The organism is Corallococcus sp. AS-1-6 (genome assembly GCF_020037015.1).
Classification (GTDB): Bacteria; Myxococcota; Myxococcia; order Myxococcales; family Myxococcaceae; genus Corallococcus.
Genome location: NZ_JAIQDE010000018.1, coordinates 59,754 through 86,704, shown reverse-complemented (window position 1 = coordinate 86,704; position 26,951 = coordinate 59,754). Strand labels below are relative to the sequence as shown.

The window sequence follows — 26,951 nt, the reverse complement described above, 5'->3', positions numbered from 1 at the left end:
CCTCGGGGCCGCACACGCACTGAGCACGGCGAGGAGCAGGACGGCGAGCGGGACTCGAAAGGCCATGGACCCCTCCGGGCCCACTCCCTAGCGTGCGGCTCGACCCGAGGGGAAGCCCCGTGGCGGGCTTCGTGCGCTGACGCGGCTTCAGCGCGCGTCGGGCATCTTCTTGTCGGACACCAGCACCCAGACCGAATTCGTCTTGTCGCTGTAGAACAGTGTGATGGCCACGTGGCGCGCGCCGTGCGCGAAGCGGAAGACGAAGCCGAACGTCTGGTAGAGCTTCTTCGCCCGCACGCCCTCCTGGAACAGGCCGAAGAACTCCCGCACGCGCGTGCACGGCGCGACGTCGTAGAAGAAATTCTTGCCGATCTGCTCGCTCGCCTGGATGCGCGCCAGCGCGGCCTCGGTCCGGTTGAATTTGAGGATCCGGCCCTGCCCGTCGAGCTGGATCATCCCCAACGGGAGGTGATCCAGCTCCACCTCCGACATGCCGTCGACGCGCTGGATGAGCGCGTCGAGCGACTCCGTCGTGGTCGCTTGAAGGGGAACGGGTTCGCCAGTGGGGGGCGTGTGCGGGGTCGGGTTCATGCGCGCAACCGTAGATGAAGTCCTCACCGGCACGTCCGTGCGATGGCGCTGTCCAATGTTTGATCGTTGGATGGTGTGCTTCCAGGCGCGCACGATCCTCCGCAATCCGACGGAAACGCGCGCACGGCGCTCGTGCGGCGAAGTCCTTCCGGACCCTGTGTGCGCCCTTCGCGGCCCTCAGCTCGCGGTGCGGGTCGCCGCGTCCACCCGGCCGAGCCACGCGCTCAACCGCTTGCGCCGCTCCACCTCCGCCCCCTGCCAGGGCGTGAGCGGCGTCCGCAGGCTGTGTAACTGCCCGAACAGCGCCAGGTCCGCCACGCTCAGCGCCCCTGACAGCCAGAAGCCCTGCTCCGGCGCCCGGGCGTCCAACTGGTCCAGCAGCGCCCCGAACCGGCGCCAGCAGGCCTCCGGCCCCGCACGCCAGACGTCGCGCGCCACCAGGCGCTCCACCTGCTTGCGGCGGATCAGCGTCGGGACCACCGCGCGCACCGGCGCCGGCATGAAGTGGAAGAACGCGGCGCGCGTCCGGGGCCAGTTGCGGTCATCCGCCCAGCGCGACGCGACCAGGAAGCCGTTGAGCGACGTGTCCGCCAGCTCCTCCCAGAGCAGCGCCTCCGGCGACGCGTCGATGCGGCCCGGCGCCAACTGCTGGATGCGCGCGAGGATGGCCGTGGAGTCCGGCACCGCCTCCGCTCCCACCAGCAGCACCGGCACCTGTCCGGTGGGGTTGTGCGCGCGGTGCATCGCCGGGTTGTCCGCGCAGCCGCGCGCGTAGGGCAGCCCCGCGTACTTCAGGGCCCGGTGGACCTTCAGGCAGAAGGGCGAATAGCTCTCGATGCCCGGCAGGCCCGGGTCGGCGAGCTCCAGCAGGGTCAGGGACGGAAGTGCGTTCGAGGTCATGCCGCGAACGTAGGCCGCCCCTGTGACAGCCTTCTGTCAGGATGGTGCGAAGGCCGTCCGCCCCGGCTCAGTCCTCCCGGAGGATGTCCGTCCACCGCAAGGTGGAGATCTCCTGCTGGAACGGCGCGAGCATGAGCTTCCGGTAGTCCATCACCACCTGGGTCATCTTCTCCTCCAGGAACTTCCGGACCTCATCGTGGGTCTTGAAGTACGAGTCGATCCCCTTCAGCGCGTCCCGGATGGCCGTCATCTCGTCCCCGGTGTAGCCGTTGGTGAACTCCTCGCGCGTCCGCACGCGCATGAGGAACTGGGTGAGCTCGTCCGCGACGACCGGCGGGATGAACTCGTGGTGCATGGCGATGAAGGCGGCGATCTCGTTCTTCGTGCCGCCCAGGAAGTTGACGTTCTTCGGATCCAGCGAAGCGCCGCTCAGGGTGTTGCAGTACGCCCGCATCACGTCCTTGAGCGCCGCCAACTGGCGCACGTCCGCCACGGATTGGATCTGGTAGTTCGTCAGCGGCTTCAGCTTGCTCCCGAGCTTTCCCTGGGGAGAGACCAGCATGAACGACGCCGCGCCCAGGACGTCGATGCGGCACCGCTCCGAGAACCGCTTCCGGAGCCCGATGGCGGCCTCCTTCACGGCGTTCTCGCGCAGCGACAGGTTCCGGAAGAGCCAGCCCTCGTCGCAGATGAGCTCCAGCTCCGACTCGTCGACTCCCCGGCCCTTCTGGGTGAGGAGGTTGCTGCTGACCAGCAGCTTCGCCACCCCGGACGGACTGTCGTTCACCTCCTGCCCGATGCAGTAGACGTAGCAGTCGACGTCCTGGATCTCCGTGACGAGCTTCTTCGTCTTGGTGATGACCTCGTCCTCGCCCTTGCCCGTCTTCGTGTCCTCCAGCGAGTAGGCCTTCACGCTGAGCACCGTGCTGTTGGTGCTTTCGACCTCCGCCAGGCTCACGCCCTTCTTGAACTCCGACGTGACGGACTGGTGCACATAGGTCCCGCTCTTGGCGAGCTTGGGGGCGTGCACGAGCAGGGAGTTGGCGAGGATGTTCACCCCGGAGCGCACCAGCCAGTGCACCTCATGGCCATAGCGGATGGACTGCTCGACCGCGTCGATGGCCGCGTTGCCGCCCTGGACGACGATCCGCTTGCGCTTCTTCCCGTTCGTCACGAGGAAGCGCATGAGCTGATCCATGTCCATGATGCGCCGGTCCTTCTCCCACCCCTTGGGGGCCTTGATGCCGTTGGCCTCCGTGGGCTTGAGGTAGCTCCCGTTGCCCGTCATCAGGAGCATCTCGCGGGCCTGGATGGGGCCCCGCACCTTCTCCGACGTCGTCGGCGTGAAGGTGATCTCGAAGTGGGCCTTGTCCTCGTCGTCGTCCGGCTTCCACTCGATCTTCGTCACGTTGCCCCAGATCCGGGTCAGGCCCAGGTTCATGGCGCGGCCGATGACGTTCAGCCACTCGTCCTTGAAGCTCTCGCGGGTCGTGTAGCCCTGGGACTGCTCGAACAGGACGTCCTCTCCGACCACGGAGTCACTCGTGCTGAAGACCTTCTCCCACTCGGACTTCACCGTGCTCCGGGACTGGGTGTTCTTGAAGGAGGAGAGCGGCCGGGTGCTGATGACCTGGCGGGTGTGATTGACGACGTAGTTGCCGCCCCGCCCCGTGTACTGGTCGTTCTTGCGGATGTGCCACGGGTTGCTCATGCCGATGAGCACCGTGTTCTTGAACACGGCGCGCTTGGACGTGAGATCCAGCAGCGACTTGTCCCGCGGCGCCTCCTGCATGTCGATGTCCTTGTCACCGACGAACATCAGGTGCGCCAGCGCCTTCTTGCGCGCCTCCAGGTCCTTGATCTTCCCGAACTGCTTCTTGAACTGCTCCCGGACGTCCGACGTGAGGTCGGACCCCATGCGCGCATCGAGGTAGTACATGGCGCCGCCACCGGCGCCGATAATGGCCTTGTCGAAGATGGGCATGGGGTCCTCCCGTCAGTCAGGGGTCTACTGGCCGTTGTACTTGAGATCCCGCGGGTTGACGGTCGGCTTGCCGCGGAGCTGATCGACGGCCTCGAAGGCCTTCATGCCGCTGTTGCCCTGGGTCGCCTGCTGCCACGCGGGCAGCGACTTGAAGGCAAACACCATATCGAAGTCCATGGGCACCGTCCCGGGGTCCAGCGGCACGTTGCCCGGGTTGTCCTGGAACCACTTCATCCAGGCCTGCGAACCGGGCTGCTCGAGCACCAGCGCGTCCCCCACGGTCGTCGGCGGCATCGTGGTGGTGGGCAGCAGGAACGTCTTCATGGGCCACTCGGCCACGCTGTGGCAGCTCATGCACGACGAGGCCTGCACGGCCGGCACGATCTGCCCGTTGATGGAGGCCGGCGCCACCACCGCGCCGTCGTTCGGGCCGGAGAGGCGGCCGCCCCACCCCAGCGTCGCCGTGGAGTACGCGGGCGCCGCGGGGTTGATGACCGTCTCCTGCAGCGGCATGCCCGGGTTCAGCGTGGAGTTGACGTCGGGATCATCCCCCCACATCGCGCCCAGGGGGATCATCTTGTCCCACGGGGTGCCCGGCACGCGCATGTCATAGACGAGCGTGGAGAACACCCAGCCCGTCTTGGGCGCCGTCTTGGTGTCCTTGACGATGATGTCGAACTGCATGATCGACGCGTTCATCACCTGCGGCTTCGCGCCCGCGGGCCCGTTGGGCGGCGGCACGTAGACGGGCCACAGCGACGCGCCCTGCATCACCGGCCAGTCCTTGGCCAGCGCGCTGGTCAGCGCGACCTTGATGACGATGGACCCCTCCGGGAACTGCGCGGACGTGTTGGTGAGCGTGGGCGTCATCGCCGTCTTGCCCCACACCTGCCCCAGCGCGTACGCCGCCACCCTGTCGTAGTAGGTCAGCACGTACGTCGTCATGTCGACCTTGAGGCCGGACGCGGCGAAGGTGGACGCGGGGAACTCGGAGCCCACGTACGTGCCGTGGATGCTCTCGCGGATGGAGGCGAGCCACGGCTCGTTGTACCAGCCCTCCTTCGCCGCATCCCACTGGGGATAGTTGTAGAGCAGCGTCTGCATGGACGGCGCGATGTAGTTCTTCAGCGCGTAGACGTACGCGAGCGCGTTCGTCTTGGAGATGGGCTGCCCCTTGAGCGCGGCGATCCACGGCGGGTTGGCCGGCGGCGCCACGGGCGTGGCCGGATAGTCGTGGCTGAGGCTGAACAGCGGGCCCGAGTACTGCGAGGCCGGCGGGATGCTGCCGTTGTTGTCCGCGAAGGGGTTGGCGTTCACGGCGTTGCGCTCGAAGGCCTCGCGGGCCGCGGCGAACGGCGTGCGGACCTTCGCGGACGCCTCGGGGGTGGTGGCGGAGGCCGGCACCACCTTGGCGGCGGGCGCCTTCTTGGGCGCCGGCTTCGCTTCCGCCGCGTTCGCCTCCGGCACCGTGCAGGCGGAGAGGGACAGCGCCAGGCAGCCGGTGAGGCCCAGGACGCCGGACATCAGGAATTGGCGAGATTGCTTCATGGACGAGCAGACCTTCGTGGGCCACACCGCGCCCGAGTGGGGTGGAACGCGAGACCGTGCGACAGGGCGGCGGACGCCATGTCCGCCGCCGCCGTCCTGCACTGCACACGGCGATCCACCGCCCGGGAATGCGTCGTTTCCCCCGCGAACCTGCTTCCGCGGGAGCGCGTCAGCGCCCGGCGCGCGTCTTCACCGCAAGCGCGTGCGTTCGCGCGCGACGCACGCCCCGCGCCCCTCCCCGCGGTCCAGGGTCCCCCTCACCCCGGAGCCGGGCGCTTGCGCGCGGACGGCCTGGGCTTGAACGCGTCGCTGCGCGGGTGGAACTCGTCGTACACCTTGCGCAGCCGCGCGCCGTTGACGTGCGTGTAGATCTGCGTCGTCGCCAGGTCCGCGTGGCCCAGCATCTGCTGCACCGCGCGCAGGTCCGCGCCGCGCTCCACCAGGTGCGTGGCGAACGAGTGGCGCAGCTTGTGCGGCGACAGCGGCTTCAGGATGCCGGCCTTCAGCGCGTAGCGCTTGAGCAGCTTCCAGAAGCCCTGCCGCGTGAAGCCCTCGCCGCGCGGCGTGACGAACAGCGCCTCCGCCTGGCGCCGGCCCAACAGCTCCGGCCGCGACAGGGACAGGTACGCCTGGACCTTTTCAATCGCCACGCGCCCCAGCGGGACGATGCGCTCCTTGGCGCCCTTGCCCTTCGTGACGAGGTAGCCGGACGTGAGCTGCACGTTGTTGAGCTCCAGCGTGCACAGCTCCGTCACGCGCAGGCCGGTGGCGTAGAGCACCTCCAGCATGGCCTTGTCGCGCAGGCCCGTGACGGTGCGCTCGTCGGGCGCGGCGAGGAGCTGCTCCACCTCCTCCAGGGTGAGGAACACGGGCAGCTTCCGGGGGGACTTCGGCGTGTCCACGTCCTCCGTGGGGTCCTTGTCCGCCAGCCGCTCCGCCACCAGGAAGCGGTGGAAGACGCGCAGCGCGGCCAGGTGGCGCGCCTGGCTGCGGCGGCCCAGGCCCCGCTTGCCCAGCGTCACCAGGTGCGCGAGCACGTCCTCCTGGGTGACGCGCGCCACGTCCTCCTTGCCTCGCGAGCGCAGGTCCTCGAAGTACACGGTGAGGTCCGCCGCGTAGGCGTCCACCGTCTTGCCGGACAGGCCCCGCTCCGCGCGGATGAAGGCGATGAACGCGTCGAGCAGTCCTTCCATGGTCCCCGGAGGCTACCGGACGCGCGCCTCGCGGCAACTCCCTGACGGCCCCCCCGCGCCTTCAGGCCTGGGGCTCCGCCGAGGCCTCCTGGGCGTGCGCGCGCTCCAGCGCCTCCACCACCCAGGGCCAGCCCACCAGGATGTTGCCCGGCGAGCGCAGGCACGCGTCCGCCACCGCCAGCACCTCCGCCGGCCGCGAGCGCACCGCCAGCGCCAGGTGGCGGCCGAGGAACGGGTGCGGCAGGTAGCTCAGGTTGTGGTGGCGCACCGGCACCCAGCGCAGCGTGGGCCTCCCCGTGAAGCGCTCCACCGCGTACGCCACCGCCTGCGCCAGCACCTCCAGCGCGTAGAACGGCAGCCGGAACGCGCACGTCAGGAAGGCCACCAGCGCGCTCGCCGCCACCGCGCCCGCGAAGGACACCGTCGAGGCGCTGCTCCACACCAGCATGGGCACCAGGCTCGTCGCGATGGCCGCCACCTGCACGTTGCGCACGGACGGACCGCGCCCGCTGGACAGGCCGCCAATGCTCCCCGCGGACAGGCCGGACACGATGCCCAGGCACAGGCCCACCGTCATCGCCGCCCCGCCGCCGTGCTCCGGGCCGAAGGCGCCGCCCGCCGTGGCGTGCAGCCCCGCCAGCATGGACACGCTCGCCAGCGAGCCCAGCAGCACCCCGGACGCGAGCCCCGACACCAGCGCCACCACCAGCCCCACCGCGCTGCACAGCGCCGCGGAGACCAGGTACACGCCCCGCATCGGCACGCCCATCAGCCGCAGCCCCAGCCCCGCCAGCACCGTGAGGGTCGGCGACAGCACGACGAGCAGGAGCAGCATCCGCGCCACGTAGGCCCCGGCGGCGCGGCCTCCCTCGGCCTGCTCCCGCCACAACTGCCCGATGCGGCCCGCCGGCGAGCGGATGCCCGCCTCGCGCAGCCGGTAATGCAGATCAATGGGACGGAGCACCAACAGGCCCAGCAGCGCGAGCGCGCCCGGCACCCGCTCCGGTGAATCCACGACAGGCGTTGCTGGTAGGTCCCCCTCGGCCAAGGCTTCCCCCTCTGGAAAGGATTTCAGGACTCCAGACTACCCTTGCCCTGCCTCAGGATTTCAAGCGTATCGCCTATCAGTGAAACCACCGTGGACGGCTCGTTCAACGTGACGCCACCGTCCAGGATCAGATCCAGCCCGTGCCCCAGCGCCGTCTTGATGTCCCGCGCGTCCGAGAGAACCGTACCGTCGGTATGGGTCGCCGACGTGGTGATGAGCGGGCGGCCGAGCGCCTTGGCCAGCTCGCGGGGCAGGACGGCGTCCGGCACGCGCAGGCCCACCTGCTTCTGCTTCGTCATCATCACCTCCGGCACCAGGCGCGTGGCCTCCAGGATGAAGGTGAAGGCCCCGGGGGTGAGCCCCTTCATGGCGCGGTAGGCGAAGTTGCTCACGTGCGCGTAGCGGGCCACGTCCGACAGGTCCGGGCACAGCAGGGACAGGGGCTTCTTCTTGTCGCGGCCCTTGAGCTGGTACAGCCGCTCGATGGCCTTCTTGGCGTTCAAATCACAGCCGAGCCCGTAGTACGTGTCCGTGGGGTAGGCGATGAGGCCGCCCTTCTCCAACACCTCCACCGCGCGCGCGACGTGGCGGGGCGAGGGGTGATCCACGTCCACCTCGAGGATGGGAGCGACGGCGGCGGGCATGACGGCAGGCTCCTGGCAGAGGCCACCCCCGGGCGTGAGAGGGGGTGTGCCCCCACTATGCGCCGCCGCCCGCCTCCTCCGCACGGATTTCGCCACTGCCCAGGAGCGCGCGCCGGGTGAGGACGGGCCCCACCAGCTCGTGCGCGGTGATCATCGCGACGATGAGCACCTCCACCTGCGGCCCGAAGGACGGGAAGGTGCGCGACACCAGCGCCGCCAGGCCGAACGTCACGCCCGCCTGGGAGATGAGCCCCATCCACAGGTATTGCTTGAGGCGCGGGTCCTCCGCGGGCGCGAACCTGCGGCACGCGCCCCAGATGGCCAGGCCGCGCAGCGCCACGAGCAGCAGCGCCGCCGGCCCCACGGTCACCAGCGCGTCCAGCTTCAGCCCCGCGCCCGCCGCGGCGAAGAAGAGCGCGAACACCGGCAGGCCCGCCTGGTTGATGGCCTGGTGGATGCGCCGGCCCTCGCGCTCGTCCAGGTTCGCGATGAGCGCCCCGGCCGCCAGCGACACCAGGAGCGGCGACAGGTGCAGCCGCGCCCCGCCCTCGGCCGCCGCGAACGACAGCCCCACGAGGAACAGCGGCAGCTCGCGGTTGACGCCCCGCATGTACAGGAGCATGGCCACCGCCAGCAGGCACCCCACGGCCACGGAGCCGAACAGCTCCCACCCCACCCCGCCCACCAGCGCGGGCAGGTCCAGCCCGTCGCCGAACGTCGCGCGGGTGATGCCCGCCGCCAGGCCAAAGGCCACCATCACGAACAGGTCCCCGATGATGACCAGCGCCATCAGGAACTCCGTGAAGGGGCCGCGCGCGGACGTCTCCTGCACGATGGCGATGGTCACCGTGGGGGAGAACGACACCACCACCGTGGACAGCAGCGCGCTCACCGCCAGCGCCTGCGGCACCGTCATGGGGGTCAGGAACGGCAGCACGGGCTTGAGCGCGAACGTCGCCCCGAAGCACACCGCGAACGTCACCCCGCACACCGCCGCGCACAGCAGCGCCACGCGCGCGCCCACCCGGCGGATGAGCCCCAGGTGCAGCTCCGTGCCCGCGACGAGCGCGATGAGGCTCACCGCCAGCCCCTTCACCAGCTCCAGCCCCTTCACGCCCGCGTTGGGGATGAAGCCCAGCGCGTACGGCCCCACCGCCACGCCCACCAGCAGGTAGCCGGTGAGGCGCGGCAGGCCCATGCCCTTGGCCACCTTGCCCGCGAACAGGCCGCACAAAAGCAGCGCGCCCGCCGCCAGCAGCACCGGCGTGCCCGCGTCCGCGCGCACCACCTGCGCCTGGGTGATGGCCGCCAGGAGCGCCACGAGCAGCAGCAACCGGAAGATGGACCCCTTCACGCCGCCACCCCCGCGTCACCGGCGGGCGGCGTGGCCTGGGAGGCCGTGGCCCGGGCCTCCGCGGCCAGCACGTGCCGGAAGGCCCCGTGCGCGAGCATCTCGTTGACGACCGCGCCCACCGCCACCACGTCCAGCACCCGCTGGGACAGCGAGCCGGGCACCAGCAGCACGTACTCGGCCACCAGGCACAGCGCCAGGCCGCCCTGGGAGATGAGCGCGTAGCCGAAGCGCGGCGGCAGGTCCAACACGCCCGCCGTGAGCCGCTGCGCGAACCTCCCCCCCAGCACCTTGCCCAGGAAGCGCAGCCCCACGAACGCGGGCAACAGCGCCCAGGCGGACACGTCGCGGGCCTGGATGTGGCTGCCCACCAGGAACACCAGCACCAGGTACGTGGGCCGCTCCACGCGCGAGAGCGCCCGCGCCACCCGCTCCGCCGTGCGTCCGCCCATCAGCGCCAGCGTCGCGCCGCAGGCCACGCCCGCCAGGAGCGAGGACAGCCGCAGGTACGCCGCCGCGCCGCCCACCAGCGCCACCATGCCCAGCGTCACCGTGGTCTGCTCCGCCAGGTCCTTCAGCGAATGCGTGAGGAACGCCAGCAGCGCCCCGCACGCCACGCCCAACAGCAGCGCCAGCGACAGCAGGCCCAGCCCCTCCGCCGCGTTGCCGGTGACGCCCAGCACCAGGCCCAGCGCGAGCACGCCCAGGCCCACCGCGTCGTCCATCATCGTGAGCAGCGCCACACCCAGGCCCCGCGCGCGCTCCATCCGCCCGTTGCGGTAGCCCAGCACCGCGAAGTGGCCGGAGGACAGGCTCGCCGCCGCGCCCAGCAGCGCCGCCGCGCCCACCGCCATCATGGGCCTCAAGCCCATGGACAACAGCAGCGGGACGGACAGGGGCAGCGCGACGAAGAGGAACGCCGTGCCCGCTTGCGCGACCGCCGCCGCGTACACGGGCCGGGGCAGCAGCCGCAGCAGGCGCGGCTCCAGGTTGAGCCCCAACAGCACGCCGCCCGTCCCCAGCCCCAGCGCCACCAGCGGGCTCAGCGACTCCAGGTTGCGCGGGGTGAGCACGCCCAGCAGGGACGGGCCCAGCAGGGCCCCGAAGATGAGGAACAAGAGGCCGCTGGCCGCGAGCCGCGCCAGCGCCGGGAAGCGGCCCGGATCCAGGAGCGACCGGCTGGACGCGAGCAGCGACAACGCCGCGACGATGAGGAAGACGAGCAGCGCTTGCACGCAGCGTGCTTACACCCGCGCGCCCCCGCGCGTCATCCCCGCCGATGCGTGGGCGCCGCCAGGACAGGCAGGGCCACCAGGCGGCCCATGGGCGGGTCGTCCGCGTCCATCTCCAACTGCACGCGCTGGATGATGCGGTCCAGCTCCTCCTGCGGCAGGGAGGGCAGCACGCTCACGAGGACGACGCGGTCCTCGTCCGCGCCCAGCGCGAGGCTGCGCAGCCCGGCGAACACCGGGACCTCCGCGGACAGGGCCGCGGCGGCGCTGCGCGCTCGGATGACCAGCGGTTCCGGGATGCCGAACTCCCGGAGCCGGCGGATCGCCCGCTCGGTCGTCTCCACCTGTTCGAGGAACGTGATGACCAGGTACACGCGGCCGTCATACCGGAAGACCGCGCTTCCTGTCCCCCGTTACTCGTTGCCGCCCGGCTGCGCGGGCTCCTCCGGCGGCGTCGCCGGAGCGGAGGTGCCCTCGGACGCGGGGGCATTCCCGGCCTGGCCCTCCATGGCGGCGCGGGCGGCGCGCTTGCCCTCTTCGATCAGCTTCTTGACCTTCTGCCCGCCCTTGCGGCCGATCTCCTCATAGAAGTTCGGTCCGCGGGTGGCCTTGACGCGATCGCCGCCCTTCTTGCCGATCTCCTCGTAGAACTTCGCGCCGCGCTCGGCCTTCACGGTCTCGCCGCCCTTGCGGCCGATCTCCTCGTAGAAGGAGCGTCCGCGCTCGGCCTTCACCGTCGCTCCGCCCTTGCGGCCGATGGTCTCGTAGAACTCGCGACCGCGCTCGTTGCGGACCGTCTCTCCGCCCTTACGACCCGCCTCGGCCACCGTCATGCTGCCCTTGTTGTCCTTGTCCGACATGTCCGTGTCTCCTCTCATGACTGCCCAACCCCGTCCGCGCCTTGGTGTCCCTTGCCTGAAACCTTGGGACGGAAGCGCCCCGATGCAAGCAAGCTCCGTACACCGCCAGCCGTTCTCTCCTGACATTGCATGCATAATCCCCAAGGATTTCGCGCGCTTGTCAGGCCTGCTGGGCATCCGGACGGGACGGGTGATTGCCCGGCAGGACGCTCTCGCTGTTCACAACAATTCAGCCCACGTTGCCGATTCCCTGCCCGGATCCCACCTTGTGCGCAACGCCTGACACATGGGTCTGGCGGGTGTGGGGAGGTTGCATTGGCGAGCGTCAGGAGTGGGCTGAAGACCTGGTTGCGGATCCTCGCGCCCATGGTCGTCTCCATTGGCGGTCTGGTGATGCTCCGGCTCTTGGGGCCGGACTTCATCGATCAGCGCACCATCCGGGAGGTGCTGCTGCCCCTGGGCGACTACGCCCCCCTGGCCTACGTGGCCTTCCTGGCCGTGAGGCCCCTGACGCTCCTGCCGGGTCAGGTGCTCACCGCGGTGGGCGGGATGATGTTCGGAACCCTTGCCGCGACCCTCTATTCACTAACAGGCAGCTTCCTGTCCGCCACCCTGCTCTACTTCGTCGCTCGCAAGCTGGGCACGCGGCCCATGCAGCGCCTGTGCGGCAGCAAGTACGCGGCCATCGCCAAGGCGGCGCGGCGGCACGACTTCCAGTTCACGTTCCTGGCGTGCCTCAACCCGCTGTGCCCCACGGACATCATGCTGATCGCCGGGGCCGCGAGCGGCGCGCGCTTCTGGCCATCCGTGCTGGGCGTGGTGCTGGGCACCATCCCGGGCACCTTCCTCACCGCGCAGTTCGGCAGCGGCCTGGCGCAGGGCCGCACGGTGATGACCGTGGTGTCCGCGGTGGGCATGGTGGTGTCGCTGGTGCTGGGCGTCATCTTCGGCCGCCGGTTCTACAAGGAGGTCCACGAGGCGTCGGTGGAGTCCAACACCTCCGAAGCCGAGGCCACGCGCGGGCTGCCCGCCACGAAGCAGGCGCTCACCACGCCGTGACGCGAGGGGACGCAACTTCCGGGGCCGGATGGGGATAACCTCCCCAGACCCACTTCCCCCGGTGGTTGGAGGTTCCCTTGAGCACGATCGACCGCACCCGCTCCCTCGCCGTGCCGTCCTCCACCCCGAAGACGGCCGCGGAGCCGCTCGGGAAGAAGCCGGCGGCGCATCAGCCCGCGTTCCAGAGGTCCTCCTTCGAGCAGCCGGCGCAGCGGAAGAACCTGCTGGGCGGCCTCATCGACGCGGCGGTGGGCGGCATCAAGGACATCCCCCGCTTCGTGGAGATGGGGGCGAACGTCTTCAACGCCACCACGGTGCGGGAGATCACCAGCCTCTTGGGCGGCGCGAAGCCGGACCGCGCGCAGGACGGCATGTTCGTGGGCGCGGGCGGCAAGGTGCTCCCGCCGACGACGAAGCCAGGCGACGTGCCGGGCGTCACGCCGAAGAACGACCCGAACCCGGACAAGACGATCCTCTACGTCAACGGCATCATGACGCCCACGTCGGGGCAGTTGAACGAGATGCAGGCGCTGGCGGACAGCTCCGGCGCGAAGGTGGTGGGCATCCACAACGCGACGGAAGGCCTGGTGAAGGACCTGGGCCAGTGCGTGACGGACAAGCTGGACAAGGGCCGCAACCCCGCCGTGGACACGCTGGCGGACACGCTCTACTCGGAGCTGAAGGCCGGCCGTGACGTGCACCTGGTGGGCTACAGCCAGGGCGGCCTCATCACGGCGCGCGCTTTGAACGACGTGGCGAAGCGGCTGCGCGTGGAGGACGGGCTGTCCCCGGCGCAGGTGGAGGCGAAGCTGAGCCACCTGCAGGTGGAGACCTTCGGCGCCGCGTCCACGAAGTACCCGGACGGCCCCCAGTACGTGCACTACGTCAACAACGCGGACCCCGTGCCCACGCTCACCGGCCTGGGCGGCGACGTGGATCCGCTGGCCTTCCTGAAGGACGCGGGCAAGGGGGCGGTGGTGCACCGCTTCACCGACGGCAACCTGAACCCCATCAGCAACCACATGCTGGACACGCTCTACCTGAAGCACCGCGTGGACTTCGACCAGGCCCGGCAGAACCGCTTCTAGTTCCAGGGTCGCGTGCGCCGGGGCGCGGCTAGGATGCCGCGCCCATGAAGCCCTTCCCTGTCGCAACCGCCCTCACCATCGCCGGCTCGGACAGCGGCGGCGGCGCGGGCATCCAGGCCGACCTCCGCACCTTCTCCTTCCACCGCGTGCACGGCACCAGCGCCGTGACGGCCATCACCGCGCAGAACACGCGGGGCGTCACCCGCGTGGACCTGCTGCCGCCCGAGTCCGTCACCGCGCAGGTGGACGCCGTCGCGTCGGACATGCGCGTGGACGCGGTCAAGGTGGGCATGCTGGCCCAGCGCCCGCTGATTGAAGCCGTGGCGAGTCAACTGGCCCGCGTGTCGCTGGGGCCCATCGTGGTGGATCCCGTGATGGTGTCCCGCGCGGGCTCGCAGCTCATCGACGACGAGGCCGTGGAGGCGCTGCGCACGCGCATGCTGCCCCTGGCGGCCATCCTCACGCCCAACCGCCATGAAGCGAAGCTGCTCGCGGGCATGGACATCCAGACGCTGGAGGACATGCGCGAGGCGGCCCGGCGCATCCACGCCCTGGGCTCCCGCGTGGTGCTGGTGAAGGGCGGCGGCATGCCCGGCGCGCTGCGCGGCACGGACGTGTGGTTCGACGGCACGCGCATGGAGACGCTGTCCGTGGCGCCCGTGGACACGCCGAACACGCACGGCACCGGCTGCACGCTGTCGGCGGCGATCGCCGCGAGGCTCGCGCTGGGGACCGCGCCGCTGGAGGCCGTGCGGCTGGCGAAGGAGTACGTCACCTCCGCCCTGCGCTACCCGCTCGCCGTGGGCCACGGGAACGGCCCGATCGGCCACTTCTTCCCGCTGATTCACGACTGAAACACAGATATCCAATGCAATCAATTGCATCTCCAGACAGATACTCCAAGATGAAACATGTATTTTATTAATACATGTTTCACTGGGTGGGTCGCGACCCGCTGAAAGCGCGATCATGTGGGCGTGGCGTTTCTGATCGGGCGGGTGTGTCCACCGACAGACGGCACGCCCCACCCACCTGATCACTGTTTCATGTAGGCATGGCCGATCAGGAACCTGGGACTGCTCGACCGTTCAGGTTACTGCGGGGCGGAAATGGCTAAAAGTCTGTTCAGTGCCTGTTCAGGCGCACGAACGCCCCCGCGAAAAACCACGGAAAGAGCGTTCAGTGCTTCGTCGCGTCGGAATCGAGCCCGTCGATGCCCGGCAGCCGCTGCGCGAGCAACCCGAGCAGCTCCTGGGTGGACAGGCGGGCCGCGGCGTCCTTGCCCTCCAGCACGCCGGCCACCAGGGCCCGCTTCTGCTCATGGAGGGAGAGCATCTGCTCTTCAATCGTCCCGCGTGCCACCAGCCGGTAGACCGTGACGGGGCGCTGCTGGCCGATGCGGTGGGCGCGATCGGAGGCCTGATCCTCCACGGCGGGGTTCCACCAGGGGTCCAGGTGGATGACGCTGGTCGCGGCCGTCAGGTTGAGGCCGAAGCCGCCCGCCTTGAGTGAGATCAGGAACAGGGGCGCGTCGCCCTCCTGGAAGGCGCGCACGCACTCCGCCCGCTCACCGGCCGGCGTCGAGCCGTCCAGGTACTCGTAGGCGACGCCCTGGGCGTCCAGCACCTCGCGGATCAGCGCCAGGTGGGACGTGAACTGGCTGAACACCAGTGCACGGTGGCCCTCCTCGCGCAGCTCCTGGACGAGCTCCAGGAAGCGCTCCAGCTTGGAGGACTCCAGCTTGGACGTCTTGTCGTACAGGCGCGGGTGCGACGCGAGCAGCCGCAGCCGCGTCAGCGCCGCCAGGACCTCGATGCGCCGCTCCTGGTCCTTCATCTTCGACTTGCGGATCTCCAGGTCGGACAGGGCCGCCAGGCGCGCGTCCTCGTAGAGCGTCCACTCCGGTGGGGACAGGATGACGGGGACGTGCACGTCCGTGCGCGGCGGCAACTGCGCCTCCACCTGGGCCTTGGTGCGGCGCAGGAGGAAGGGCTGGATCACCCGGGCCAGCGCGGGCCCCGCCGTCGGGTCCACCTGCTTCTCGATCGGCACCGCGAAGCGGCTGCGGAACGCCTCCAGGCTGCCCAGCAGCCCCGGGAAGACGACGCCGAAGACGGCCCACAGCTCGCCCAGGTGGTTCTCCATGGGCGTGCCGGACAGCGCGAACTTGAAGTCGCCCTGGAGCGCCCGCGCCGCGCGGAAGCGCTGCGTGGCCGCGTTCTTCAGCGCCTGGGCCTCGTCGAAGACGATGGTGGAGAAGCGCAGCGCGGCCAGCCGCTCGATGTCGCGCACGAGCAGGCCGTAGCTGAGCACCAGCACGTCCCGTGGCCCCAGCCGCTCCAGCGTGCCGCCCCGGTCGTCCGAGTCGGAGAAGAGGGTCACCTTCAGCGACGGCGCGAAGCGCTTCGCCTCGTCCCGCCAGTTGAAGGCCACCGACGTGGGGGCCAGCACCAGCGCGGGCCCGTGCTTCGCGCGCTCCAGCAGCACGGCCAGGGCCTGCACCGTCTTGCCCAACCCCATGTCGTCCGCGAGCACCCCACCCGCGTTCCACGACGCCAGCCGCGCAAGCCAGCGGAAGCCCTCCAACTGGTAGTCGCGCAACTGCGTCTTGAGCGTCGCGGGCACCCGGGGCTTCAGGTCCTTCGCCGCGAAGATGCGCTCGACCAGCGACTTCCAGGACACGTCCGCGTCGATGTGCGCGCCCGCGGTGCCCAGCGCCGTCAGGGCCTCCGCCGCGGACGGGCCCACCTCCAGCCCGTGCCGGGACAGGTACGCGTGATCCGCCAGCCGCTCCAGGTGCTCGCGCAGCGCCGCTTCGATCTCCACCCAGGTGCGCGCGTCCACCTGGACGAAGCGCTCCCTGCGCCGGGCCGAGTCCAGCAGCCGCGCCAGCTCCACCCGCTCGCCCTCCACGGACAGGCCGCCCATCACGCCGAACCACTCGCGCTTGCGCTCCAGGACGACCTTCAGGTCGGCCGCGCCCCGGCTGGGCATGAGCCGCATGGACGCGCCCACCCACTCCAGCTCCGGCCGGGGCTCCATGTCCGCGCACGCGGCCAGCACCGCCAGCCCGCCCTGCGCGCTGTGGAAGAGGAAGCAGAACGGCAGCTCCTGCGGCTCCGCCGTCTTCAAGGGAAGCTGGGCCTGGAGCGCCTCGGCCACCGCCAGCTCGCGCGCGAAGTCGCGCACCGCGTGGAAGGACCGCGTGTCGCGCCGCACGTGCACGTCGCGCGCCCCGTTGCCGGGCAGGAGCGCGGGGGCGTCCGGCAGCGCGCGCAGCCGCAGCTCCAGCCGCACCGCGCCTCCGGGTTGTCCCTCCAGCCGCAGCACCGGGAGCTGCTGCGGCGCGATGGACTCCCCCATCACGCTGCGGGGCATGGACACCGGCAGGCGTCCGGAGAGCTTCGACAGGTGCTCCAGCAGCGCCCCGTGGCTCTCCGGGGGGAACGCGTTGCCGTGCCGCTGGAGCACCGTGGCCATGGCGCGCACCTCCGGGCTCACGTCCAGCACCGTGAGCACGTGCGCTCCGTCGTCCCAGAGGAACACCGCGTCCTCCGGCTTCGCCTTGCGCACGCGCTCCAGCAGCGGCGTGGGCAGCACGGTGCCGTCCACGCCCGCGTTCACCACCACGGTGCCGCTCCGGTCCTCCGCGACCAGGCCCACCTTCTCGCGCTCGATGCGCACGGGGATGTCCTGCGTGCCCTCCAGCGACAGGCGCGGGTGATCCATCAGCTCGAACAGCAGCGCGCGTGACGCGGGGGCCGTGCTGTCCGGGAGCAGCGCGGCGATGCGCGAGTCCGCGGGGCTCAACTGCGAGCCGTACTCCTGGAGCAGCTTGCGCCGGCCGACCTTCGTCCCCGGCGTGCGCTGGCCCTTCTTCGTGCGCCGGTGCGCGTAGGGCGCGACCTCCACGCCGTAGCCTTCGATGACGTCCAGCCGCCAGGAGATCTCCACGCCTCCGCCGCCGCCCGGGCTCTCCTCCACCGCCCGCTCCAGCGCGCGCAGCGTCCGCGCCCACGCGGGCCGGACCAGCTCCTCCAGCGTCTCTCCGAAGGCCTCCGTCCAGCGCTGCCGCAGCCACAGGAGCGCCGTGTCCGCCGCCGCCAACTGATGCACGCAGAACGTGGCGCCGCACGTGCAGTCCGCCGTCACGCTGGACGGGCTGAACGTCAGCCGCGCCTCCGCGAGGATGAAGCCCGAGCCCGCCGGGGACACGGGCAGCTCGGAGATGCGCGTCTCCTTGAGGCGGAAGCCCGGCAGGTCCGGCTCCTCCACCAGCGCCTCCAGCGGCAGCGCGCGCTCCGGACGCGGCGCGACGCTGGACGGCACCCGGGCGCGCCACGCGAGGAGCAGCCCGTGGACCGCGTGCGTGCGGATGTCGGCCGGGGGCTCCAGCCGCTCCGCCACGGAGGCCCGGGCCTCGATGGCGCCCTGCCGCTCGTCCTCCACGTAGCGCCAGGCGAGCCTCGGCAGCAGGTCCCGCATGCGCGGCGTGGGCAGCATCTCCGCCGTCCAGCGGTCGAGCGAGTCCTGCGCCAGCAGCTCCACCAGCCTGCGGCGGGAGATGACCGCGCGCACCTGCGGCAGGTACGCGGCCTCCACGCGGGGCGTGAGCAGCGCCAGGCTCAGGCGGCCCAGGTGCTCCAGGCCCTCCGCGTGCAGCCACGCGCGCAGCTCCGCCTCCGTCTGGAACGGGGGCGCGTGGGGGGCCGGCGAGGGCTTGGGGCTGGACGGAGGGGACTGCTCGGCCATGGGGACTGACGACGACGAACGCGTCAATCTACCTTGGCCACGCGGCGGCGATCACCGAGGAACTCTTCCACTCCCAGCACGATGTTCTTCGCCACCTCGTCCTGGTAGCGCTCGGACGCCAGGCGCTTCTCCTCCTCCGAGTGCGACAGGAAGGACGTCTCCACCAGGATGGCGGGCATCTTCGCGCCCAGGAGCACGTAGAACAGCGCCTCCTTGTGGCCCAGGTCCTTGATGCCGTCGTACTTGCCGGACAGGCCCGTCACCAGGTTGTGCTGCACGGCGCTCGCCAGCCGGCTCGACTCCTCCGTGTTCGCCTTGGTGGCCAGGTCCGCGAGGATGAACTGGAGGTCGCTGATGCCCTTCTCCGAGGACGCGTTCTCGCGAGCGGCCAGGCGGATGGAGTAGCGGTCCGCGGACGTGTTGAGCGTGTACGTCTCGATGCCGCGCAGCTTGTGCGTCGCCGCCGAGTTGCAGTGCACCGAGATGAACAGGTCGCCGTGCGCCTCGTTGGCCAGCTTCGCGCGGTCCTCCAGGCGGATGAACGTGTCGTCGTCGCGGGTGAGCACCACCTCCAGGCCCTTCTCCCGCAGGCCGTCCGCGACCTTCTTGGAGATGGCCAGCGCCACGTCCTTCTCCTTCGTCCCCGCCTTGCCGATGGCGCCGGAGTCATGGCCGCCGTGGCCCGCGTCGATGACCACGCGGCGCACCTTCAGCCCCAGTTGCTCCGCCAGCGTCAGCTCCGCGTGGCGGGACTGCTTCGCCACCGCCTTGAGCCGCGCCTGCGCCACCTGCGCGTCCACCGGCGCCGTCACCGGGCGCGGCGCCTCCGGAGCGGGCGACGCCGGACGCGCCGTCTTCGACGAGGCCACGGCCTCCGGAGCGGCGGGCTTCGGCGCCACCGGGGCGCTGTCCACCAGCGGAGCGGGCGCCTTCGACGCCACGGCCGCGACCTCCACGCGGACCTCCGGCTTCGGGGGCTGCGACGTCCCGGGCGCGGACGCCACCGCCTCCGGAGCCTTCGCGGAGTCCTTCACGTCATTGGCGCGGTCGGCGACGGTGGGCGCGTCCACGACGTTCGCCGTGGCGTCCTTCGCGGCGGTGTCGAGGGCCGGGACCGGCGCGTGCGGCACCGGCGACGGCTCGCGGGCGAGCTTGGAGATGGCGTCCACCAGCGGCGAGCTGGGGGGCGCGGCGGCGACGGCGGTGTCCGGCGTGGGCTTCAGCACCGGGGGCAGCGGCTTCACCGTGGGCTTCGCGGGCGGCGTCTTGCTGGGCGGCGGCAGCGAGGCCAGCAGCGACTTGAGCTCCTTGACCTGGTCGCCCTTGGGGTTGGTGGCCAGGGACTCGTTGAGGATCTTCCGGGCCGCCTCCGGCTTGTCCAGGCGGTTGACGTGGATGCGCGCCAGCGCCAGCGCCGCGTCGTCCGCGAGCCGGTGCTTCGGGTGCGCCTCCACCAGCTTCGAGTAGTCCGTGATGGCCGCCTGCAGGTCCTCGTCCACGAAGGAGATGCGGCTCAGCTCCTGGAGCAGGTCGCCCGCGGTGAAGAGGGCATCGGGGGCGCGGTCGCTCTTGGGGAAGCGCGTGGCCACGGACTCGAAGCGGTGCACCACGTTGAGCCAGTGGTGGCGCAGCTTGCGGCGGGACGCGTCGTCCTTCAGCGCGTAGTAGGCGCGGCGGGCCTGCTGGTACGCCTCCTCCGCTTCGTTGCGCTTGGCGGCTCCGACGGCGCTCGGGGCCGTGAGGAGCAGCACGGGCAGCACGAAGTGGGAGAAGCGAACGCGCATGAGAGCCTCCGGACGTTGCAGCTACAGGCGTGTGTCACACGGCCTCCGGGGGCCAGCAACTTTTCAACCCCACCTGTCCGTCCGTCAGCGCACCCAGCCCAGCGTCCGCGCCAGCTCCTCGTCGATGACGCGGCACCAGCCCGGCTCGGAGGGCACCACGGCCGCCAGCACCTTGCCGCCGTTGCGCACCGGGGCCCGCTGGGGGCGGCAGCGCGCCCGCACGGCGTGTTTCACGTCCTGGCGGAAGAAGTGCGCGGGGAAGACGGCCTCGCCCTTCCCTTCCGGCAGGTAGCCGTCATCCGGGGTGAGCCACACCAGCGCGCCCAGGCGCAGGGGCACCACCTCCCGGCGCCACAGCCGCCGCACCTCCCAGGCGAAGCCGCCCAGGGCCACCAGCGCGCCCAGGCCCAGTCCCCAGGGCAGCAGGCCCACCCGGGCCGCCTGGGCCCGCGCATGGGTCGCCTCGCGGGGGCGCCCCGGCTGGGACGGATCCACCAGCAACTGCACCCGGGCGCCGTGGCCCAGGCCCGCCGCGTGGTCCGCGCTCGTGCGCACCCCCGACACGGAGTGATCCTCGTTGGCGAACGTGTAGAGGACGTCCAGCGTGCCCTCCGCGTCCTCGCGCTCATGCACGGGCGGCGCGTGGCTGGCGCCCACCACCGCGTCCACCAGCTCCGCGCGGGACGTGAAGCGCTGCTCCTCGATGAAGTACCGGCCGACGTAGCTGGCGCCCAGGCCCAGCACCGCGATGATCGCCAGGCCCAGCACCACCCCGCGCACCAAGCGCGCCACCGCCCCAGGCACCTGGGAGAGCCGGACACCGCGAGGGGCATGGGGGATGGCGAGCTGCATGGCGGGAGCGAAGCCTACTTCACGCCCGGGGCCCGCGCTCCATTCGTGCCCGGGTTCAAGTCAGTCGCGGTGCCGCTCCGCCTCCCGGAAGAACTGCGTGAGCGAGCAGTCCAGCAGTGACTGACAGGACTGCATGTAGCGGCGGGCGCGGAGGAACGGAAGCCAGACACGCTGGCCCACACGTACCTGCGACTGCTCCAGCCTTTGCCGAAGCACCCACGTCCCGCCCAGCCGACGTACCAGCGTGCGTCCGAGGTAGGCCCCCAGGGCCGGCGCGGTATGTCCGTCGATGAGGTCGCGCGTGTACCGCTCCGGGAAGCGCTCCCTCCAGAAGTAGAAGTCGAGGTCCGTGAGGGCCTCAGGCGTCTCATCGAAGATGCTGGGCACCTGGGTGTGCAGCGCCGCCACGAGGCCTTCTGACAGGTCGTCGTAGTCACTGAGGATGCGCTCCGGGTCCTCGACGTCCGACGGGAGTGCGGCCGGGAGCCATTCCTCCGGCACGGGCGGCCGGAAGTCGTTGAGCTCGGCGATCTTCCTCTGCCGCTCGCTGATGGGGACTTCGTACGGCATCCGGGAGAGGAGCGGTGCCAGGTCGGGGTCATAGCGTGGCGCTACCGGAGCGAGCGCGGCACTGCGCTCTCGCAGGGCCCGCAGTACCGTGTCGAAATCAAGCTCCGGCCGGAGGTGCACATGGGCGCGGGCCTGGGCGATGCGCGCCTCCTCATTGGCGAAGTCAGCGGCGGTGGGCCGCAGCACCAGGAGGACGGAGCCGTTGGGGAGTTCTTCCACGAGATGCGCGGGCGTCGAGAGCATCCGCTCGCGGCCTACCGTCTCCACCAGCTTCGTGCCGAAGACATTGAGCCAGGACAGCTCATAGACTTTATCGAAACCATCCCTCCAGACGGCTTCGTTGTCCCTGCCAAAATGGGGAGCACCCGACAGTTGGCTATCGGCGGAACTGTGGGCCGATGCGTATGACGTCGGGTAGCGCGAGGCCCACGCACGAACCATCCCAACAAGGCGAACGCACGGCGCCTCTTCGGAAAACAGCGGGAGCGAATCAATGTGAGCCAAGACGGAAATGCCACAAGGCAGCGGAGGGAGCCGAAGGCTCAACGACATATCCAACGCAGGTTCTCGCGTTCGATAAAACCCCATGAACGTGACCCCGCCCCTACGCCTTTCCTTCAGCGCCCTCCAGACCGCATCCCGGGAGTATTTGCGGTCACGATTCCCTCCGGCGACATCCGGCATCCACTCGCCCGCATGTTCCTCCAGGATTTCGAGCATCGGTGCCAGCGCATCCTCACACGGAGCAGCGCCGTCAAAGGCCGCTTCAAATGACAACACGAGATGGTCCGCCGACCTTGACTCCCAAAGATTCAGATGCCTCATTGGAACACGACCTCCACTCCCGTGATCGCATCACGTGTATTCATCAAGGCCCGGACCAGGTCTCCCGTGTCTCTGGGCTTGAGTCTTCCTCCCTCATAAATCAAGCGAACCTTCTGAACCCGCACATCCATCTGCATGCCAGGGCGGCGAATGTTCAAGGTCTCGCCGTAGTACCTCAATGCAGCGCTCGCGTCCTCGAACATTTGAGCCGTGATGGCGTCTGTTCCGAACCGTGAAAGGTCCCGGCTCTTGAAGCTGAAGGTCTCAACGCGAGGAGAAGTACCAGGAGCAGGTCGTTCCTCGATGACGAGCACGTCCGCGAAGCGCAGGTCCGACTTCATCACTCCCACGTGCGTCTCGATGCGAGGTTGGTCGAAGTCCCTGAGCCATCGGCGCTGCGCCTGAGGGCGGGCTGCATCCTCCTCAAGGAGGGCAACCATGGCTTTCTCGAAGGCCATGCCCCGGGAGTAGTGGGCGAACATCTCCTGGTAGCCCGCCCACTTCAGGGGTCCCTTGACGTCCGCACCGCCCTGAATCTCCTGGAGCCGCCGCTCCCGGTAGGTGACGTAGTCGCGCCAGAGGCTCGCCCCCTTCTCAACTCCTGCCGGAGGTGCATCCAGCTTGGGAGCCAGTTGCTTGAGCAGCTCCGCGTCCTTGGGAAGGCGCAGGCCCGAAGCCTCCAGCTCCGCCTGGATCAGTTTGGCTTTCGCCGCCTCCACCGCGGACACGCCGGCATCCTGCGTTGGCAACGCGGAGCCGCCGGCCCTCCCGGCCACGCTTTTCGTCGCGGCAGCTCGGGTGGAATCGCGACGCGCCTCGGCCAGCACCGCGTGCGCCTTCGCAGGATTTCCGCGCGCCTCGTACAGCGCCAGCAGCCCCGCCTCCCCCCATTCAGCGGCGACCCGCGCGCCCTCTCGGCTCGCCTGGAGGTAGCGCAGCAGATCGCGAGCGGCGTTGACGCCCAGTTGCTCCTCCAGGCGTTCGAGCAGCACCTTCGTTCGCTCGAAGTCCAGCGCGGGCACCTGGAGCCGCCTCAACCCTCCGCGCGCCTCCACAAGGGCCCTTGCGCCCTTGCCCCCTGCATACAGGGCCACCGCCAGTGCCGCCGGTGCCAGCTCCCGGCTGGCCTGTTCGTACCTGCCCTGCGCCAGCGAGTACGCCCCGTGCCCCGTCTCCGACACCAGGTGGTAGACGCCCAGCGGCACTCCGAACGTCAGGTGATCGAAGGCGCCCGCGGAGAGACTTCCGGGCGAGTAGTGCCGTTCCAGCAAGGCCTTCCGCACTTCGTCGAGGGCCGCCTGGTAGGGCGCCGGCATCTGCTCCCGCAGCGCCATGAGCTCCGTGAACCGGGCCTCGCCACTCACGGAAGTGCTGGAGAGCATGTCCCGGCCCGCGCGCCCCAGCCCACGCAGCACGTCCCGGGCCTGCTCGCCTCGCTCAGGAAAGCCCTCCAGCGACAGGCCCCGCCGCTTCAGCTCCTCGCGGACCGTGGCCATGCTCCCCAGCGTCTCTTCCAACTGCTTGTCGCGCGCCAGCAGCCGCACCAACTCGCGCAGCTCGTCGTCGAAGGCCGAATGAAGAACGAAGAGGGCAAGAACCTCTGCGTACGGCACGCCATACTTCTCAGTGGCGGCGACGAGGAACGCAGCGCGCTGACGGCCGAGGACCTCCGATGCCCGCGCATCGAGAGGCCCCAGGGCGCCCAGCCGGACGGCGTCCCAGCCCTCCATCGACTCCACCAGCGAGGCCATGTCCACTCCGCGCTGCATGGCCACGAACTCGGCTGGAGATGCACACGCGAGGAAGGGCGCCAGCACTTCCTGGCTGGAGTCCAGGTGGGGCCAACCGGAAGGCACGGCCTTGGCACCGCAAGCGAAGGCGATATCGCTCACCTCTCCCGGGCCGCGCGCCCCCAGCCTTTCGGCGGCTTCCGTCAAGGGGCCGCGTCGAAAGCCAAGGGGAGCCATCACGCGCTCCCCAGTCGGGGCACCCGCGTCCTCCTCCTGGTACACGCCTGCCGCCGTGCGGTTCGCCGTCTGGGCGACCGCGGACAAGGGACTGAAAGCCAGGCTCGCTACAGGGCGCGACTTCGCGGGGAGTGGCACGCAGCCCGAAGCGAGGAGGGCCGCCATCAGTACGAGGCAGGGTCCGACGTGCAGCCGATTCTCAGCGCACATGATCCACCCCCAGCCCCACGGCCGCGAACACTCCCGGCCGCAGCGTTCCCTCTGGAGTGGGAAACAGCAGCGTTCCGCCCTGCCCCACCGCATAGAGCGCCCCGCTCAGGAACCGCCACCGCGCCTCGCTCGACACGAGGTAGCGGGCTCCCCGCTGGCCCATTCCCATCGCCATACCGCCTGCCGCCACGGAGAGGTTCCGCTGGAACACCTGCGCCTCCAGGCGCCCCTCCACGTCCACGCGCCCCCAGTTGAAGCCCTCGGCCCCCAGGGTCAGGCGGAGGTGGCGCTTCCCCAGCGTGCCCAGGCCCACCGCGTCCCAACTGAGAATCACCTCGCCATGGACCGAGGCCCCGTCCGGGAAGGGGGCCTCCGCTTGCGGCAGGGCGGACGGTCCCGCCACCTGGAAGCGCGCAAGCTCATAGTCCGGACCGAAGGCGCCCTGGCGGAAGCCGCCCCGTTGCAGGCGCCCTTCCAGACGCGCCCGCAGGTCCAACGTCGGGGAGACGGACTCCACCCCCAGGCCTGCCACCGCGCCCCAGGCACCTCCTTCGCCGGGACGCCCACCCCAGCCCCCCGTCGCCTGCAACTCGAAGCCGCCCTCGGGATTGGCGCGCCGTACGAGAATGGCTGTCCCATCCATGTGGGCCAGCGTCATCGGCGCCGAAGGTCCTCCGGCCTTCCCCCAGTCATGCACCGCGGACAGCGACAGCATGTACCGCAAGGGATTGCGAGGGCGTCCGAAGAGCAGGTGCTGTGCATCCAGGACGACTTCCGTGCCCATCAGCCGCGCACCGAGCACGTCCGAGGCGAAAGCCTCCACGTATACGGGTGCCATCAGGCCCGTCACCACCGCCCCGGCGGGGTGATAGTTGGGATTGCCCCGGTTGTTGTATCGACGCACCAGATGCCCGGACAGTAGGGTGTATGACTCCAGGGCGCCCATCCACAGCGAGTTCGGTGCATCCCCTCCCACCGTGAGGATTCGCACGACCTGGCCCCAGTCGGACAGCGTGTCCCAGTCCTCCTTCCGTACCAGGCCGGCACCTGCCTCACCGCCCCACATCCGCAGCCGCACCGGGGCCCCCAGGCCCAGGTGAAGCACTCCGGGTCTGGCCAGCACCCACCTGGGCGTCACCTGCAGGTAGCCTTCGTCCCCTACCGCCGTCCTCCGGGGAAGCAACGTCCACGTCGTGGCCTCCAGGCTCATGAGGCTTGCCCAACGCGATCTCGAATCGGGCAAGGCTGGCGGCGGAGGCTCATCCGAGTCCTGGGACCCGGCTCTCTCCTCCGCCCAAGCCGCTCCGGATGACAACAGCAGTGACAGGATGGCCAGGCTCCAACGCACGAACATCGACGCCTCCCGAGTAGTCCCCGACAGGGGCAACACGGGGGAGCTTCCCTGTTGGGTCCGACAGGGAATGGCGAGCCGCGGGCGAATGGTTCCCGCGGCGGTCACGGCGGCAGGATGCACGGGCAATGGCTGCTGGCCATTGATCACATCGGGAAGGGGATGGGAGGTACGGCGCCGCGGAGCCAGCCGGGTGTTGGCGCAGGGCCCTCAGGGAAACGTCACGTTCCCGAGTGTGATGCTCCGAGGACCGTCCGCCTCCCAGAGCTTGAGTGAGAACGGCCCGTGGACAGCAGTCGCCGGAGCCTCGGCCTCCACGATCACGCGTCCCTCGGGGCCTCCTGGCAGGATTGGCGTTGCTTGCCACACGCGCAGGATCTTCAACTCCTGGCCAGACTTGTCCTTGAGCGTCGCCCCCTCCGCCGTCCACGGATGTGTCCCTGTCTTCACATCAATCCAGGCATCCACGGCCACCAGCTTGCTTGAGCGGTAGCTTTTGACAACGGGTGCCCCCAGTCCATTGGCAGCCATTCTCGCGACAGTCTTGGCCAGGACCTGCCCCTCGACACCGTTCAGGTCCAATCCGTCGTTGAAGAGGATCCCCGACAATCCACCCGGCGCCTTGTGTTCGGATACAACCCGCGTCAGATCGTCCTGGCAACGCAGGAGTTCCGCGCGGGCATCGCGGATTTCTTGTTGATACGTCTCAATCGTCCGCTGTTCGCGGTAGACCTCGATGGTGGCCTCCGCTTTCGCCGGATGCACCTTCAGCAGGAACATCGCGCTCGATGGCGCCGCACCATCCCGGAATCGCACCCTCAGCCTGAACCATTCACCTGGGGTGGCACTCGCCGAGGGCACGAGTCTGAGGGTCGCCTGCCCCACATCGATCAGGGAAAAGCGCTGCCGGTTCTCCAGTTCGATGCTCTGCCGCTGCAACTCCGAGTCGAAAAGAAGCATCGTGGAGAGGCCCGGGCTGATCATGACTTCACTGACGAGTTCAGCTCGCTCCGGGCTCAATTCGATGCGCCGCGAACCTGGCACTGAAGACGAGGCTTCTGGCTGCGCGACCACCGCCGTCCCGAAGAGAAGCATCCCCAGGAGGACGGCCCATGTTGAAGAAGGCACTCGATGTTCTTTCC

21 protein-coding genes are annotated in these 26,951 nt (G+C 70.0%); 3 read left to right on the top strand and 18 right to left on the bottom strand.

Going from position 1 to position 26,951, the window contains the following annotated elements; all coding sequences use genetic code 11:
- Nucleotides 1-147: 147 nt before the first annotated feature.
- From K8612_RS23850 to K8612_RS23800, 11 genes are all read right to left on the bottom strand, one after another.
- On the bottom strand, nt 148-591 hold the full coding sequence (locus K8612_RS23850; protein ID WP_223763982.1) for a PAS domain-containing protein: 444 nt from the start codon (nt 589-591) through the stop codon (nt 148-150).
- Nucleotides 592-768: 177 nt separating this feature from the next.
- Nucleotides 769-1,491, bottom strand: coding sequence for a glutathione S-transferase family protein (locus K8612_RS23845; RefSeq protein WP_223763981.1), 723 nt, complete (start codon nt 1,489-1,491; stop codon nt 769-771).
- Between the two features lie 67 nt (nt 1,492-1,558).
- Nucleotides 1,559-3,475, bottom strand: coding sequence for a hypothetical protein (locus K8612_RS23840; protein WP_223763980.1), 1,917 nt, complete (start codon nt 3,473-3,475; stop codon nt 1,559-1,561).
- A 24-nt stretch (nt 3,476-3,499) separates the two neighbouring features.
- Nucleotides 3,500-5,023: a hypothetical protein gene (locus K8612_RS23835; protein WP_223763979.1), complete on the bottom strand. Its 1,524-nt coding sequence runs from the start codon at nt 5,021-5,023 to the stop codon at nt 3,500-3,502.
- Nucleotides 5,024-5,280: 257 nt separating this feature from the next.
- The gene (gene xerD / locus K8612_RS23830; RefSeq protein ID WP_223763978.1) at nt 5,281-6,216 is read right to left on the bottom strand and encodes a site-specific tyrosine recombinase XerD; all 936 of its coding nucleotides are present in this window, start codon (nt 6,214-6,216) and stop codon (nt 5,281-5,283) included.
- A gap of 61 nt (nt 6,217-6,277) precedes the next feature.
- Complete coding sequence (locus K8612_RS23825) at nt 6,278-7,264, bottom strand: hypothetical protein (RefSeq protein WP_255652275.1); 987 nt, start codon at nt 7,262-7,264, stop codon at nt 6,278-6,280.
- Between the two features lie 23 nt (nt 7,265-7,287).
- Nucleotides 7,288-7,908 carry an L-threonylcarbamoyladenylate synthase gene (locus K8612_RS23820; RefSeq protein ID WP_223743031.1) on the bottom strand — a complete coding sequence of 207 codons (621 nt, stop codon included), beginning with the start codon at nt 7,906-7,908 and terminating at the stop codon, nt 7,288-7,290.
- Between the two features lie 55 nt (nt 7,909-7,963).
- Nucleotides 7,964-9,262 carry a cation:proton antiporter gene (locus K8612_RS23815; RefSeq protein WP_223743030.1) on the bottom strand — a complete coding sequence of 433 codons (1,299 nt, stop codon included), beginning with the start codon at nt 9,260-9,262 and terminating at the stop codon, nt 7,964-7,966.
- Nucleotides 9,259-10,494, bottom strand: a complete 1,236-nt coding sequence (locus K8612_RS23810; RefSeq protein WP_223763977.1) for a sodium:proton exchanger — start codon at nt 10,492-10,494, stop codon at nt 9,259-9,261. The genes K8612_RS23815 and K8612_RS23810 overlap by 4 nt, the downstream gene beginning before the upstream one ends.
- 32 nt (nt 10,495-10,526) lie before the next feature.
- On the bottom strand, nt 10,527-10,865 hold the full coding sequence (locus K8612_RS23805) for a hypothetical protein (protein WP_223743028.1): 339 nt from the start codon (nt 10,863-10,865) through the stop codon (nt 10,527-10,529).
- Nucleotides 10,866-10,904: 39 nt separating this feature from the next.
- Nucleotides 10,905-11,351: a general stress protein gene (locus tag K8612_RS23800; RefSeq protein WP_223743027.1), complete on the bottom strand. Its 447-nt coding sequence runs from the start codon at nt 11,349-11,351 to the stop codon at nt 10,905-10,907.
- 348 nt (nt 11,352-11,699) lie between these two features.
- On the opposite strand from K8612_RS23800, the gene K8612_RS23795 reads away from it, so the two are divergent.
- The 3 genes from K8612_RS23795 to thiD all read left to right on the top strand — a co-directional run bounded on the left by K8612_RS23795 (nt 11,700) and on the right by thiD (nt 14,352).
- Nucleotides 11,700-12,410 carry a TVP38/TMEM64 family protein gene (locus K8612_RS23795; protein ID WP_223743026.1) on the top strand — a complete coding sequence of 237 codons (711 nt, stop codon included), beginning with the start codon at nt 11,700-11,702 and terminating at the stop codon, nt 12,408-12,410.
- Nucleotides 12,411-12,487: 77 nt separating this feature from the next.
- Nucleotides 12,488-13,498, top strand: a complete 1,011-nt coding sequence (locus K8612_RS23790; RefSeq protein WP_223763976.1) for a hypothetical protein — start codon at nt 12,488-12,490, stop codon at nt 13,496-13,498.
- Nucleotides 13,499-13,542: 44 nt separating this feature from the next.
- Nucleotides 13,543-14,352 carry a bifunctional hydroxymethylpyrimidine kinase/phosphomethylpyrimidine kinase gene (thiD, locus tag K8612_RS23785; RefSeq protein ID WP_223763975.1) on the top strand — a complete coding sequence of 270 codons (810 nt, stop codon included), beginning with the start codon at nt 13,543-13,545 and terminating at the stop codon, nt 14,350-14,352.
- Between the two features lie 325 nt (nt 14,353-14,677).
- Here thiD and K8612_RS23780 read toward each other — a convergent pair whose 3' ends face one another.
- From K8612_RS23780 to K8612_RS23750, 7 genes are all read right to left on the bottom strand, one after another.
- The gene (locus K8612_RS23780) at nt 14,678-18,250 is read right to left on the bottom strand and encodes a DEAD/DEAH box helicase (RefSeq protein WP_223763974.1); all 3,573 of its coding nucleotides are present in this window, start codon (nt 18,248-18,250) and stop codon (nt 14,678-14,680) included.
- Between the two features lie 23 nt (nt 18,251-18,273).
- Nucleotides 18,274-20,034 carry an N-acetylmuramoyl-L-alanine amidase gene (locus tag K8612_RS23775; protein WP_223763973.1) on the bottom strand — a complete coding sequence of 587 codons (1,761 nt, stop codon included), beginning with the start codon at nt 20,032-20,034 and terminating at the stop codon, nt 18,274-18,276.
- Between the two features lie 84 nt (nt 20,035-20,118).
- Nucleotides 20,119-20,886, bottom strand: coding sequence for a DUF3592 domain-containing protein (locus K8612_RS23770; protein ID WP_223763972.1), 768 nt, complete (start codon nt 20,884-20,886; stop codon nt 20,119-20,121).
- 60 nt (nt 20,887-20,946) lie between these two features.
- Entirely contained in the window at nt 20,947-22,281 is a 1,335-nt protein-coding gene (locus K8612_RS23765; protein WP_223743020.1) for a hypothetical protein, read from the bottom strand.
- On the bottom strand, nt 22,278-24,458 hold the full coding sequence (locus tag K8612_RS23760) for a hypothetical protein (protein ID WP_223763971.1): 2,181 nt from the start codon (nt 24,456-24,458) through the stop codon (nt 22,278-22,280). Before K8612_RS23760 ends, K8612_RS23765 begins: the two co-directional genes overlap by 4 nt.
- Entirely contained in the window at nt 24,448-25,812 is a 1,365-nt protein-coding gene (locus tag K8612_RS23755) for a hypothetical protein (RefSeq protein ID WP_223743019.1), read from the bottom strand. The genes K8612_RS23760 and K8612_RS23755 overlap by 11 nt, the downstream gene beginning before the upstream one ends.
- A 207-nt stretch (nt 25,813-26,019) precedes the next feature.
- Nucleotides 26,020-26,937, bottom strand: coding sequence for a DUF2381 family protein (locus tag K8612_RS23750; RefSeq protein ID WP_223763970.1), 918 nt, complete (start codon nt 26,935-26,937; stop codon nt 26,020-26,022).
- Between the last annotated feature and the right edge of the window lie 14 nt (nt 26,938-26,951).